Below are 13,408 nucleotides of genomic sequence, written 5' to 3'. Positions count from 1 at the left end.
GGATGCGGTGAATGTCCGATCCGGCCTAGGACTGCCCCGCAAAGCCAAAGGCGACGTAATCGCGCAGATAGGCCTTTTTAGCCGCCGAGCGCAGTTCCTGTTCGTTCAGGAATGCAGGGATAGGCTCGGGGTCGGGGAGGTTTGCCGGCTGCTTGATCCCGGCACTGTCGGCAAGCCAGGCCAGATCGCGCGACAGATCCGCCTCGCGCAGGACCATGTCGGGCGCACCAAAACGCGAAAACCCGGTAAGAATCTCGGACTGACTGGCCCAGCCGGGATAGCTGGGCAGGCTGGTCTGGCCATTCAGGTTACGGCGCAGAAAATCCAGAAACGCCAGGAACAGTTCGACCTTGCGGTCCTGAGCCAGCGTTGGCAGCTCTTCGTCCGCAGGCAGGGCGACGCGGTAGATCTGCCGCATCATTTCGCGCAGCTCTGCCTTGCGGGTCCCAAGCAGCGTTTCGAACGCCGTCCAGGCGCGGGGCAACGGATGACGCAGCACGGTAAAACTGCGGTGGCCCACATGCTGGCGCTTCCACTGGCGCAGGCTGTTTTGGTTGAAATCGCCCACGACATCGCCCATCGCCCGCAACCAACCTGCAATCGCCGTCGAAGGGCCGCCCTTGATCGGCATGAAGATCAGCCCCTTGCCTGCCTCGGCCCCCATGAACGAAGGGACGGCAGGCCCCTTGCGCGGTTCAAAATTCGGGATGCGGCGCAGCATGAACGGGTCAAGACGCGCAAGCTCGGCCTGCATTTCGTCAAAATTCTCGACCTTTTCGGACAGTTCACGTGGGTTCTGAGGCACCTGATCGCTGGCCGGTTCGACCCGCTCCAGATCGGTGCGGCCCAGCCAGTGCAACAGGCCGGTCATTACCCCGGCGTCGCGCAAATCCTCGTAACCCAGCCAGAAGGCGGCTTGCCCGGTGACCTGCAACCGATTCATGACACGCAGCTGGAATTCCTCGATTTCTCCGGTGACCTTGCGAAACTCGGCGCCGTCAAAGCGGATGGCGGCGGGGATCGGAGTCTCGGTCTCGTTCAGCTTCCACTGATTGGTGGCCCGCGCCAGTTCGGTCGAGACATAGCTGTCCACCGGATTGCGGGTCAGGATGATCTTGGCGCAGGAACGGTCCTCGATGATCGCATCAAAGACACGCGGGTCGTGATCGTGGAAATAGCGAAACCCCGGCAGGTGGTTCGGCCGCTCGAAAATGGCACGCAGCAACCGGTGGGGGTCCTCCTCCCGCTCGGCCCTGGTGATGCCGCACAGCTCATCCTTGTCGGGCCAGCCCATCATGTAGGGGTTGAAAGCCTCACCAAAGCAGGTGACGCGCTTGATCGCGTTCAGCGTCGCCTCAAGCAGGTTCGAGCCGGTGCGCATCTCGGCAAAGATGACATAACGGCGGAAGGGCTGGGTCATGGTCATGGTCTTTCCTGGGCAGAGGCAGCGGGCGAGCCACCGGGATTGACCGGAGAGAAATCGCCCATGAGCTGCGGACGCAGGCCGGCATTACGCAGCCTTTGCAAAAAGCGCCCCATCCCGGCAATGTCCCGCATCTTGGGCAGGTTGGCAGCTGCTTCGGGGTCACCGCCAAGCCGGCGCAGGACGCTGCCCAACACAGCCGAGGGACGGGCACAAAAATCGCTAAGATCCCAGATCTCGACCTGAGCCTTGAGCCAGACCGATTTCAGCACATCCATCTGTTTCAGTTCAATGCGCTGCAGGGTCGCAGCAACGCGGCGGATGTCGTCAAAAGGCATCCCCGAATGCAGAAGTGGCACCGCCCACGCCCCGGTCACAATGAACATTTGCGCATTGGGGTCGGTGGCAAAGAACCAGTTCATCTCTTGCCGGTCACGCGGGCTGAACTGCCACACCTGCATACGCCGCGACACCCGGATCAGATTGGCGATGAAACCGCGCTGATCCACATCGCGCAAACCGGCGCTGTCAGAAAGCGCACCGGGACCAATCGGGCGGCGTTCGGCGAACTCAACCCCATGCACCGCGAAAAGATGGCCATGCACATCCGCGTCGATCCGGCTGGCGAGCCAGGGCTCAAAATCCGGAAACAGGTCGGCAAAGCCCTGAAACATCGCGTAGGGCGCGGCGGTCTTGCCATTCTCGCGGTCCTTCAGCGGATAACGGCTTTGCATGTAAAGCCCGGGCCGGCCCAGACGGCAACGGGCCACCGCCTGACTGATCAGCCGGTCCACCCGCTCGGGTCGGGGATCGGCAATCGTCCTGCCCGTCGGCGCGGCATGGGGGAAATGGGCATAAAGCTGCTTGGCCCCTCGCCAGATCTTGCGGGCGACAAAACAGCGAGACTGCTGCAAAAGCTCAAGGTGATCGTCGTAAAAGATGCAGGGTTTGCCCTGATCGTCGAACCTTGCCAGCGTCAGCGAGCGGCTTTCGATATTCATCGAATGCCGCCGCGCCAGCGTCTGGAAATAACTTTCATCCGGGATCCAGACGCGGCTGAAATAGCGGTCAAACTCGGACCGGCGCGGATCGTTCAGAATGGCGTGCAGCGTATTTCGCGTCAGACACCACCATTGCGAACCCAGATGCGGAACCAGCCCCTGAGGTATACGGCGTCGGAATTTCACCCGGCGTTGCAGGCTGACATAATGATCAAACAGCCAGCGCTGGCGACGGAACGAAAAGGGGAAACGCATCGTAAAGCGTTCCTCGTTCAGCCCGCCAACCGTCCAGCCGACATCCTCGGCGGTGACGCTTTCGATAAAGTCGCGGGTGGGATGTTGCGCAAGATAGGCGCACAGTTCGTGTACCGGTCTCAAGGGCAGACAGGAACCCGAAACGACCAGCACATGCGTGACATCTTTGAACCGGTTGAGCAGCACGGCCGCGGCGTCCTGCGTCGCCCGCACCAAGCTGAAGGTGCCCCATTCGCAGCTGTGACGCGGACTGAATACCACTTGCGGCAAATCAGCCAGCGTCGCGCCCATCGCCGCCAGATCGCGTGCCGGGACCTTGCCGTCGACATGAACGGACACCGCGGCCCCACCATCGGCCCAGACCCGGGCCATGCGCGCGGCAACTGCCAGCTCTTCATGGCAGAGCATTACGACGCCCAGCTTGATCGTGCTGTCGATCATGCCCAGTTCCCTCTGGAGATCAGGCCCAGATCCTCAAGCTGTCGCCAGCCTTGAAATTCGCGGGATTCCTCGCACCAGAAATCGGGGTCCTCACGCAGACCGGCATGATAGGCAAGGTATTCCTGACTGTTGGCATAGTGCTGGCGGCGGGTCAGCTCTTCAGCCGATTTCTCGACAAAGGTGGACAGGAACTTGGCATGCAACAGGCAGCCCGAGGCTTTTTCTCCGCCGTTCTGGTCATAGACCCGGTTCAGCGACCGCGGCAGCAGCATATGGGTCGAACTGGCATAGACCTGCCCGCGCTGCCAGCGCACCAGCGGGATCTTGTTTAACGCAGGGGCGCTGGCGGGATCGTCAGCAAAGAACATCCGCGCCCGCGGCCCGCCCTGAATCCACAGATTGTCATAGCCGCCGTTCTTGCGAATGACGTAATTCGCCGGATCGAACCAGCGCGCCAGCTCAAACGGGTCCTGCCCGGGCTGATAAGGCTCGGCCGCGATCGAACCCTTGGGATACATGTCCAGCAGCATGGCCGAGAACGAGCGAATGTTGCTCGCATCCAGCCAGTCCGTCAGCGCCTGCAGGGGACGGGTGTCGTGGTGGGGGTAGATCAGGAATTCATCGGGATCGACAGTCAGACACCAATGCCCGGCACCGTAACGGTGCAGCAGCCAGTTGATCCAGTCCATACCAAAGCGGGAGTCTTTGTAGCTGGCACGGGTCAGCCACAGCGAAACATCTTTCTGCCGGGCCATATATTCCCGCCCGCCGTCATCCGAACCATTATCGACGACCAGAAAATGCCGGATGCCCAGCTTGCGGTAATAGTCAAGAAACCACGGCAGTCGAACCGACTCATTGCGCATGGTCATGAACAGCAGAATATCGTCGGGACGTATGCGTGAGCTGTTATCGCTGACCCTGCGCAGCCGATAGCAACGCCGAATTGCGCGCCCAAGCAGCCATTGACGGCGGGCACGGAACTTCAGATTGCGTCGAATAATCCTTAGCGTGCGCGACACTGATCCACTTGACCTTTTAAGGTTTCACATAACGGTGACAGCAGAAGCGCGCAATGCTTCGAACAACCCCTGGTAGAGAAGGGAAAAGTGCCTCTCCCAACCAGAGATTTGAAGTGGTTGTAGCCTGAAAGGTGCCGCTGCCGCCAGCCTTGCGATTTCTTTTGCCCAGTCGGCGGGGGCATCGGGCGAAAGCCAGATGGCGTAATCGCCCAGCATCTCGCGCGCGGCCGGCAAAGGGGTGGCAAGGACGGGGACGCCGCGACCTGCCGCCTCGGTCAGAGGCAGGCCAAAGCCCTCGGCCCGGCTGGGCATCAGCAACCCGTGGCTGCGCCGGATCAGCTCTGCCACCGCAGCATCATCCAGTCCGGAAAGCTCACGCACCGGCCCATTTGGCGACAGACGATCAAGGCGGGCGAAAACCTCGCGGTTTTCCCAGCCCCGACGACCGATGATGAAAAGCTGCGGCGGGTCAGGGGTGCGTTCAAGCATCTGCCATACGTCAAGCAGCAACGCATGGTTCTTGCGGGGCTCGATTGTGCCAAGTGTGACGAAAAACGGGCGAGACAGGTCCAGATCGGCAGGCAGATGCGCAGGATCGGGGGCCGCAAGCCTTGTCCCGATGGGTGTGGCGACGACCTTGGCACGGTCCGGCAGACCCAGCCTTTCGCGCCAGTGCAGCACATCGGTCCGTGTCGCCTCGGACACCGTCAGGATCACCTCGGCCTGTCCCAGCGCCGCGGAAAAACGGGCGCGGAACTTGTCCGACTGTCCCGCGCGGGTAAATTCGGGGTGATCCAGGGGGATGGTGTCGTGGATCATCACCGCACGGGGCAGAGGCCGCAGATTCGCCAGCAGATCGGCCCGCAGATTGGCATGACCGACATTCAGGTAGACCGCGCCGTCCAGATAAGCCTGCGCGGCGGGGCCAAGACCCCGCCCCATTCGCCCACTGCACCTCAGCGCCATGCGGCGCAACGCAGCCCCGGCACGCGCGGGCAAAGTCCTGCGCCCTCGCAGCCGGTCAAAAAGGCCAGGGGCGGGCAGGTCCTCGGTACCGCCGTCAAGCCAGCGCAAAATTGCCGCCCCGGCAGGGGGCGGCAGCAGCAGCTGACCTCGTGGGACCCGGCATAGTAAAAGATGCGGCCGGCCCTGAAGATGGGCCAGCCATTCAGCTTCGACCCGGTCGATCCCCGTCGCCGGCCCGCCGCCAAGTCGCGAGATCAGCCGCGAGACATCCAGCAAAAGCGCGGGATCACGCTTCATATCCGCCGTTCTGATGCCAGCGCCAGGCGTCGCTGATCATCTGTGGCAGGGTCGAGCGTGCCGGGTTCCAGCCGAGCATCCTGACCGCCTTTTCACTGCCAGAAACCAGCTTGACCGCATCGCCGCCACGGCGCGGCCCTTCGGTCACAGGAACGGGCCGGTTGGTGACGTGGCGGGAGTGGTCGATCACCTCGCGCACTGAAAAGCCGTTGCCGGTGCCAAGGCAGAACACCTCTTGCTTGCCGTCGGCGACCTTGCCGTCCAGCATGTATTTCAGCCCCAGCACATGCGCCTCGACCAGATCCATGACATGGACATAGTCGCGGATGCAGGTGCCATCATGGGTCGGGTAATCGGTACCGTGGATGGTCAACGCCGGACGCTTGCCGTCGATGGCATCTAGGATCAACGGGATCAGATGGGTTTCGGGCTGATGGAACTCGCCCACCTCGCCATCAGGATCAGCGCCCGCCACGTTGAAATAGCGAAAAATGACCGAGCGCAGCCCGTCCGAGGCCCCGAAATCGCGCAACATATCCTCAATCGCGCGTTTCGAGGCGCCATAGGCATTCAGCGGCGTCTGAGCGGTATTTTCATCCAGCACCACGCCGTCGTGATCACCATAAGTGGCACAGGTCGAGCTGAAGACAAAGTTGCGCACCCCGGCCGCCAGCGTCGCCTCGATCAGGCTAAGCGAGGCGCCGACATTGCCACGCCAGTATTTGCCCGGCTCGCGCATCGCCTCGCCGACCTGACTTAGCGCAGCAAAATGCATCACGGCAACGGGCCGGTGCCTGGCAAAGACCTCGTCAAGCCGCGCGCGATCCATAAGATCGCCTTGCTCGAACGGGCCGAATTTCACCGCCTGCTGCCAGCCGGTGCAAAGATTGTCATAGGTTACAGGCTGAAAACCTGCTGCACGCAACGCTTTACAGGCATGCGAACCGATGTAGCCCGCACCGCCTGTCACCAATACCGTATCCGTCATGAGGCCTATTCCGCCGCCTTGCGCACAGCCAGAACGTCGGACAGATATTCCGCGAACTCATCTTTCAGATCGTCGCGCGCCAGACCAAAGGCAACGGTCGCCTGCAGGAAGCCGGCCTTTGAGCCGCAGTCAAAACGCTGGCCGCGGAAACGCAGGCCAAAGACGTCGCGGCCCTCGGCGATCTCGTCGGCAATCGCGTCGGTCAACTGGATCTCGCCGCCCGAGCCTTGCTTGAGCTTGTTGAGGTTACCAAGCACGGTCGGTGCAAGGATATAGCGTCCGATCACCGCAAGGTTCGAAGGCGGGTTTTCCTTGGGCTTTTCCACCATGCCGCGGGCGCGCACGATGGCACCCATGTCCTCGGCCACGTCAAGCACGCCATAGGCCTGGGTCTTTTCAGCAGCAACCTCCATGGTGGCGACCATGCTGCCACCAGTCTCTTGATAGGCCTCGATCATCTGCTGCAGGCAGGGCGGCTCACCCATGATGACGTCATCGGTCAGGATGACGGCAAAGGGCTCATCCCCGATCAGGCGGCGGGCACACCAGACGGCATGGCCAAGCCCCAGCGCCTTATGCTGGCGGATATAGGCGATGGCGCCCGATTCCATATTGGTCGAACGCAGGGTGTCGAGCAGGTCGTTCTTGCCCGCCTTTTTCAGATTCGATTCCAGTTCATGGGCATGATCGAAATAATCCTCAAGCGCACCCTTGCCACGCGAGGTAACAAAGATGAACTCCTTAATCCCGGCCGCCCGCGCCTCATCAATGGCGTATTGGATCAGCGGCCGATCCACCAAAGTCATGATCTCCTTTGGAATGCTCTTCGTGGCGGGTAGAAAGCGGGTCCCCAGTCCAGCCACAGGAAAGATGGCTTTGGTGACTTTGCGACTCATGAATTCCGTCTCCTGATCTTTGCGCTGACGCGTTGGGGATCTTATCCCCCTTTGTCAGCACCTTCGCAACAAGCGCTTGGGGGGTGCAGTTGTTCCCAAAAATAAGCAAAGTGAATCGATTATAGTATATTTTGGCGATTTTCCGCCTGTTCATTCTCTCCGTCCAGGCAAATTCCCTCTTTCGCGCAAGATACGCGCGCGCTTTCCCAGAAAGAGAACCGGAGGATCGCCCGAACGGGACGCCCCCCACAGGCCCCCATTTTGCTCCCACCAGCCCCCTGGCACAAGGGTCAGCCGATGGGGCAGAAAGCTGGGCGTTAAAAGCAGCAGAACCACCCGACGCCCCTCGGCCGCTGCCCGTGCCGCGCGGGCACGCAAACGCCGGGCATGCCAATGCCACCCTGCAAGAAGCAGCGGCTGATCCCCTGTCGCAGGGGGCATGCTCTGGAACGGCGGCGGAGGGGGCCGGTCCCAGACAGGCGGGCTGGGCGCAAGGTCCCGCCCCTCGCTCAGACCACGATCAAGGGTCGCAAGGATTCGTCCGATCGCCAGCGGATCAAGCCGCCCGGCGACCATGTGGCGCAACAGCCGCCGGCGTTGGTTGTCGCGTAGCCAGTCTGTCTTACCCCCATGGCGCGCGGCAAAAATCGCGGCCGAGCGACCGACAGCCGTCAGATCATGGGGCACACCCGCTTCGCCCCGTCCAGTGCCAGGGGCCACACCGTGCAGGACCTGCGCGGCGGGAACCACAGCCGTCAGCCCCAAGGGAAACCGGGCCGCCATACGCATGTTCACATCGCTTTCGTCGAGGTGATAGGCAAAGGCGGGATCAAAGCCGCCGACGGCGATCAGCGCCCTGTGACGAAAGCCACAGTTCGTGCCGATGGTGCTGACCGGACAGCCATTTTCTGGCTCAAGCAGCGTTGTGCGGGCGATATTCAGGGGCGTTGTGTTTCCCGAAGGCGTAATCCGTTCGCCCCGGACCTGCCAGCGCAACCCATCCGGCCCCCGCGTAAAGCCGGTCGCCGCGATCACGCGCGGATCGGCAAAGGGGGCGGCCAATGCCTCGGCCCAGCCGGGTTCGGCAAGAGCGTCATCATCAATGAACAGCACTACCTCGCCCGCAGCAAGCGCAAGGCCCTCATTCCGTGCAGCCGAGACATTGGCACGGTCAAAGACGACACGTTTCAGCGGCAGATCCGGGCGGATACCAACCGAGGCGGGGTCAGCAACCAGCACGACCTCAAGCCTTGGGTGGGTCTGATCGGCCAAGGTGGTCAGGCAGCGGGCCAATGCCTGCGGCCGATGCCGCGAGATGACGACGACACTGGTCGCAGGCATCCCGCTTTCGGACATCAGGCGATGCCCATACGTTGCATCATCGCCTCTAGCTTGGCCACGTCCGAGGGGTTGTTCAGTTCCCAGAACTCGCGGCCCCGGGCCTCAACCTCGACGCAGAGAATACGCCGCCCGCGTTCAAGAAAGCGCAACTGTTCAAGCCCTTCCAGCGCCTCAAGCCGGCCTTCGTCCCATGTCGGATATTCGGCCAGCGCCTCGGGGCGATAGGCATAAACACCGACATGGTGATAGACCGGGGTCGGGTCGCCCGGACCGAAATCCGCCGCGGCGTAGGGTATGACCTCTTTGGAGAAGTACAGCGCCCGGCGGTCATGCCCAAAGACGGCGGTGGTGCCGCCAACGCGACCGGCCACGCGGTCGGCGATCAGCTCGGACCGCATCGCTCCGCTACAGCGCAGGACCGGCGTCGCCACATCAGCCCCCGGATCGGCGCGCAGCCCGGCGACCAGTTCCTCGACAAACCATGCCGGGGTCAGCGGCGCATCGCCTTGCAGGTTTACCACGATCTCGGGCGACAGCCCCAGCCGCGCCACCGCCTCGGCACAGCGCTCGGTACCGTTACGGGCAGAGGTCGAGGTCATCGCGACCTCTGCCCCGAAACCCTCGGCGTGGTCGCGGATGCGCTCGTCATCAGTGGCGACGATCACCCGGTCGGTGCCCTGGACGGCACGCGCTGCCTCCCAGCTGCGGCGAATCAGGCTTTGTCCCTCACCCGTGGCTCCGCGCAATTCGACCAGAGGCTTGCCGGGATAGCGGGTCGAGGCATGGCGGGCGGGGATGATGATGACGACGGACATGGGCGTCAGTCCTTGACCAGCAGCACGCCGGGGGCAAAGGCGATAAAGAACGGGTTCTCAAAATCCGGTTTGCCGTATTCCAGCGGTGTGTGATCGTCAAAGCGTACCACCTGACCGCCTGCACCACGCAGAACGGCGTCGCCTGCGGCGGTGTCCCACTCCATCGTGCGGCCAAGGCGGGGGTAAAGATCGGCCTCACCCGTTGCAACCAGACAGAATTTGAGCGAAGAGCCCGCCGAGGTCATGTCGCGGACCCCGTAACGGGCAATGTAGGCATCGGTCGCCGCATCACGGTGCGATTTCGAGGCCACGACCATCAGCGCCCGGTTATCAGGCATCGAATTGACGCCGATCGGCGTAACCTCGCCCGGAACATCGCCAAACGGCCCCTTTTCCTCGACCGATCCGCCTTGCGCAGCCGTGTAGAAAAGCCGCTCTTTGGCGGGGGCATAAACGACGCCAAGGCGGGGCACGCCATCCTCGACATAGGCGATATTGACGGTGAAATCGCCCCGGCGCTGAACGAATTCCTTGGTGCCGTCCAGCGGATCGACGATCAGGAAGGTCGAAAGGATTTGGCTATGGGTTGCGGCCTGTTCCTCGGTCACCAGCGGGATATCGGGAAAAGCGGCGCGCAGCCCGGCAGAGATCAGGGCATCGGCCGCTTCATCCGCCTCGGTCACCGGAGAGGCGTCGGATTTCGCCCGAACCTCAAAGTCCTCGGCTCCATAGATCTTCATGATCTCGGCCCCGGCTTGCAGGGCAAGCCGTCGCATCTCGGCGATCATCTGATCGAATTGCATGTTTTTTCCTTTCCGACCGGAAGCCTGCGGGCTGCGGCGCCGATTGAATATGACAGTCGGCTTACATATGATGCCCGGAGCGGTATAGGGCAAGCGCCCCTGCAAGCCGCAGTCGAAACCCCTGGCAGAACCGAGCCGCCCATGTTCACTCCCAGACGCAGCCGCAACATGGTCGAGGCAGCCTTCACAACGCTGGCGCTGATCTATCATGTCACTGTAAACAACCTGCGCAAGGGGCACCGCAGCGCTGTGATGGTGCTCTTGATGACGGTGATTCAGGCAATCGCCATGATCGCCGGCTTTTATCTGATCTTTGCCGTCATGGGCGTTCGCAGCGCACCGATCCGGGGCGATTACATCGTCTATATCATGTCTGGTATCTTCATGTTCATGGCCCATACCCAGACCATGGCTGCGGTCTCGGCCTCGGGCAATCCCAGCAACCCGATGCTGAAGCACGGACCGATGAACACGGCGGTGATGATCACGGCCACGGCGCTGGCCGCGCTTTACCGGCAAACATTCTCTGCCGTCGTCGTGCTGGCCGGCTATCATTACATGATCCAGCCCATCCATCTGGACGACCCGCTGGGCTGTTATGGCATGCTGCTGCTGGCCTGGTTCTCGGGCTGCTGTGTCGGGCTGATCTTTCTGGCGATCCGTCCCTGGTCGCCCCAGACCGCGCAGGTGCTGACACAGTTCTATCAGCGCCTGAACATGGTATTTTCCGGCAAGATGTTCGTCGCTAACATGATGCCCAACTTTCTGCTGCACATGTTTTCATGGAACCCGCTGTTCCATGTCATCGACCAGACCCGGGGCTTTGCCTTTATCAACTATTCACCGCGCAGTTCGTCGCTGGACTACCCGGTCTATGCCGCGCTGACGCTGCTGATGATCGGGCTGATGGCCGAGTTCTTTACGCGCAAGGCGGCCTCGATCAGCTGGTCGGCGGGACGTTGAGTGTCGCGTTTTACTGGTCGTTCCATCAGGTCCCGAACGGATCGGTGCCTTCGCCAGCCCCGTGGGCGAAAGAGATACAAGACGATCTATTTTCTGCGTTCAGGTCTGCTTGCAGGCCGCCAGACCCCTTCCTATATAGGCCCATGAAGCTTGAGGGGGCCCCGGATCAGGGTCTCTGAAGGCAAACATTGGGATCAGGTCTCGGGGGCCTCTTGAGGACCCAAGGCCCAGAATATCGCCGTAAGAAAGGTTATTGCATGTCCAAAGTCATCGGCATCGACCTCGGAACCACCAACAGCTGCGTTGCCATCATGGATGGCAGCCAACCAAAGGTCATCGAGAACTCGGAGGGTGCGCGTACCACGCCCTCGATCGTTGCCTTCACCGATAGTGAACGTCTGGTCGGCCAGCCCGCAAAGCGGCAGGCGGTGACCAACCCGTCGAATACGGTCTTTGCCGTCAAGCGCCTGATCGGCCGCCGCATCAACGACGCTGAAGTCGAGAAAGACAAGAACCTCGTCCCCTATGTCATCGCCGACGGTGGCAATGGCGACGCCTGGGTCGAGGTCCGGGGCGAGAAATACTCTCCCAGCCAGATTTCCGCCTTCATCCTGCAAAAGATGAAGGAAACCGCTGAATCCTACCTGGGCGAATCCGTCACCCAGGCGGTGATCACGGTTCCCGCCTATTTCAACGACGCCCAGCGTCAGGCCACCAAGGACGCCGGCAAGATTGCGGGTCTCGAAGTCCTGCGCATCATCAACGAGCCGACCGCAGCCGCGCTGGCCTATGGTCTGGACAAGAAGGATTCCAAGACCATCGCCGTCTATGACCTTGGCGGCGGGACCTTCGATATCACCATCCTTGAAATCGACGACGGTCTGTTCGAGGTCAAATCCACCAACGGGGATACCTTCCTTGGTGGTGAAGACTTTGACATGCGCATCGTCAACTACCTGGCCGAAGAGTTCAAAAAAGAACACGGCGTCGATCTGACGAAAGACAAGATGGCGCTGCAGCGGCTGAAAGAAGCCGCCGAAAAGGCCAAGATCGAACTGTCGAGTTCGAGCCAGACCGAGATCAACCAGCCGTTCATCTCGATGGACAAGGACTCGGGCACGCCGCTGCACATGGTCATGAAACTGACCCGCGCCAAGCTGGAAAGCCTGGTCGGTGACCTGATCAAGCGCACGATGAAGCCGGTTCAGGACGCGCTGAAAGATGCCGGCCTGTCCAAAGGCGACATTGATGAGATCGTTCTGGTCGGCGGTATGACCCGCATGCCGAAGGTCATCGAGGAAGTAACCGCCTTTTTCGGCAAAGAGCCGCATAAGGGTGTGAACCCCGATGAGGTCGTGGCGCTTGGTGCGGCCATTCAGGCCGGTGTGCTGCAAGGCGACGTCAAGGACGTGGTGCTGCTCGACGTGACGCCCCTTTCGCTGGGGATCGAGACGCTGGGCGGTGTGTTCACCCGCCTGATCGACCGCAACACCACCATCCCGACCAAGAAGTCGCAGATTTTCTCGACCGCCGAGGATAACCAGAACGCCGTGACCATCCGGGTCTTCCAGGGTGAGCGTGAAATGGCCGCAGACAACAAGCTGCTTGGCCAGTTCAACCTGGAAAACATCCCCCCGGCGCCGCGCGGCATGCCGCAGATCGAGGTGACCTTCGACATCGACGCCAACGGTATCGTCAGCGTCAGCGCCAAGGACAAGGGCACCGGGCGCGAGCAAAAGATCACCATCCAGGCTTCGGGTGGTCTCTCGGATGAGGATATCGAACGTATGGTCAAGGACGCCGAGGCTAACGCCGAGGCCGACCGGCAGCGCAAGGAACTGGTCGAGACCAAGAACCAGGCCGAAAGCCTGATCCACTCGACCAAGAAGTCGCTGGAAGAGCACGGCGACAAGGTGGATGGCTCGACCGTCGAGGCGATCGAACTGGCCATTGGCGCGCTGGAAGAGGCCCTCAAGTCCGAGGACGCCGGCAAAATCCGCGGCGGTATCCAGAACCTGATGGACGCCTCGATGAAACTGGGCGAGGCGATCTATAAAGCCACCCAGTCCGACGCCGAGGGTGCCGATCACGAGGCTGGCCCGCGCGACGTGGACGATGAGATTGTCGATGCCGATTTCGAGGATCTCGGCAAAGACAAGCGCAAGTAAGCGTGATGTGAACCCATCGGCCGGCCCGC

General features: G+C 61.6%; 11 protein-coding genes. 2 read left to right on the top strand and 9 right to left on the bottom strand.

Going from position 1 to position 13,408, the window contains the following annotated elements; genetic code table 11:
* Positions 1 to 25: 25 nt before the first annotated feature.
* From PARACOCCUSGL_RS0112965 to cysQ, 9 genes are all read right to left on the bottom strand, one after another.
* Positions 26 to 1,426 carry a hypothetical protein gene (locus PARACOCCUSGL_RS0112965; RefSeq protein WP_010397270.1) on the bottom strand — a complete coding sequence of 467 codons (1,401 nt, stop codon included), beginning with the start codon at positions 1,424 to 1,426 and terminating at the stop codon, positions 26 to 28.
* Positions 1,423 to 3,120, bottom strand: coding sequence for a beta-1,6-N-acetylglucosaminyltransferase (locus PARACOCCUSGL_RS0112960; RefSeq protein ID WP_010397268.1), 1,698 nt, complete (start codon positions 3,118 to 3,120; stop codon positions 1,423 to 1,425). The genes PARACOCCUSGL_RS0112965 and PARACOCCUSGL_RS0112960 overlap by 4 nt, the downstream gene beginning before the upstream one ends.
* Complete coding sequence (locus tag PARACOCCUSGL_RS0112955) at positions 3,117 to 4,142, bottom strand: glycosyltransferase family 2 protein (protein ID WP_010397267.1); 1,026 nt, start codon at positions 4,140 to 4,142, stop codon at positions 3,117 to 3,119. Before PARACOCCUSGL_RS0112955 ends, PARACOCCUSGL_RS0112960 begins: the two co-directional genes overlap by 4 nt.
* Before the next feature lie 24 nt (positions 4,143 to 4,166).
* Positions 4,167 to 5,405 carry a glycosyltransferase family 1 protein gene (locus PARACOCCUSGL_RS0112950; protein WP_010397265.1) on the bottom strand — a complete coding sequence of 413 codons (1,239 nt, stop codon included), beginning with the start codon at positions 5,403 to 5,405 and terminating at the stop codon, positions 4,167 to 4,169.
* Positions 5,395 to 6,393, bottom strand: coding sequence for a UDP-glucose 4-epimerase GalE (galE, locus tag PARACOCCUSGL_RS0112945; protein WP_010397262.1), 999 nt, complete (start codon positions 6,391 to 6,393; stop codon positions 5,395 to 5,397). The genes PARACOCCUSGL_RS0112950 and galE overlap by 11 nt, the downstream gene beginning before the upstream one ends.
* A gap of 5 nt (positions 6,394 to 6,398) precedes the next feature.
* Positions 6,399 to 7,289, bottom strand: coding sequence for a UTP--glucose-1-phosphate uridylyltransferase (locus tag PARACOCCUSGL_RS0112940; RefSeq protein ID WP_010397259.1), 891 nt, complete (start codon positions 7,287 to 7,289; stop codon positions 6,399 to 6,401).
* 150 nt (positions 7,290 to 7,439) lie between these two features.
* Positions 7,440 to 8,645: a glycosyltransferase family 2 protein gene (locus tag PARACOCCUSGL_RS0112935; RefSeq protein ID WP_010397257.1), complete on the bottom strand. Its 1,206-nt coding sequence runs from the start codon at positions 8,643 to 8,645 to the stop codon at positions 7,440 to 7,442.
* Positions 8,645 to 9,445 carry a 3-deoxy-manno-octulosonate cytidylyltransferase gene (locus tag PARACOCCUSGL_RS0112930; RefSeq protein ID WP_010397255.1) on the bottom strand — a complete coding sequence of 267 codons (801 nt, stop codon included), beginning with the start codon at positions 9,443 to 9,445 and terminating at the stop codon, positions 8,645 to 8,647. The genes PARACOCCUSGL_RS0112935 and PARACOCCUSGL_RS0112930 overlap by 1 nt, the downstream gene beginning before the upstream one ends.
* 5 nt (positions 9,446 to 9,450) lie before the next feature.
* Positions 9,451 to 10,248 (bottom strand): 3'(2'),5'-bisphosphate nucleotidase CysQ, encoded by a 798-nt coding sequence (gene cysQ / locus PARACOCCUSGL_RS0112925; RefSeq protein ID WP_010397253.1) that lies wholly within the window; start codon positions 10,246 to 10,248, stop codon positions 9,451 to 9,453.
* A gap of 141 nt (positions 10,249 to 10,389) precedes the next feature.
* On the opposite strand from cysQ, the gene PARACOCCUSGL_RS0112920 reads away from it, so the two are divergent.
* Positions 10,390 to 11,211, top strand: a complete 822-nt coding sequence (locus tag PARACOCCUSGL_RS0112920; RefSeq protein WP_029372213.1) for an ABC transporter permease — start codon at positions 10,390 to 10,392, stop codon at positions 11,209 to 11,211.
* Positions 11,212 to 11,468: 257 nt separating this feature from the next.
* Positions 11,469 to 13,379 carry a molecular chaperone DnaK gene (gene dnaK / locus PARACOCCUSGL_RS0112915; protein WP_010397250.1) on the top strand — a complete coding sequence of 637 codons (1,911 nt, stop codon included), beginning with the start codon at positions 11,469 to 11,471 and terminating at the stop codon, positions 13,377 to 13,379.
* Positions 13,380 to 13,408 lie beyond the last annotated feature (29 nt).

Origin of the sequence: Paracoccus sp. TRP (genome assembly GCF_000185925.1) — a bacterium.
In the GTDB taxonomy this organism is placed as follows: Bacteria; Pseudomonadota; Alphaproteobacteria; order Rhodobacterales; family Rhodobacteraceae; genus Paracoccus; species Paracoccus kondratievae.
This window is presented reverse-complemented; position numbering and strand designations above follow the sequence as displayed.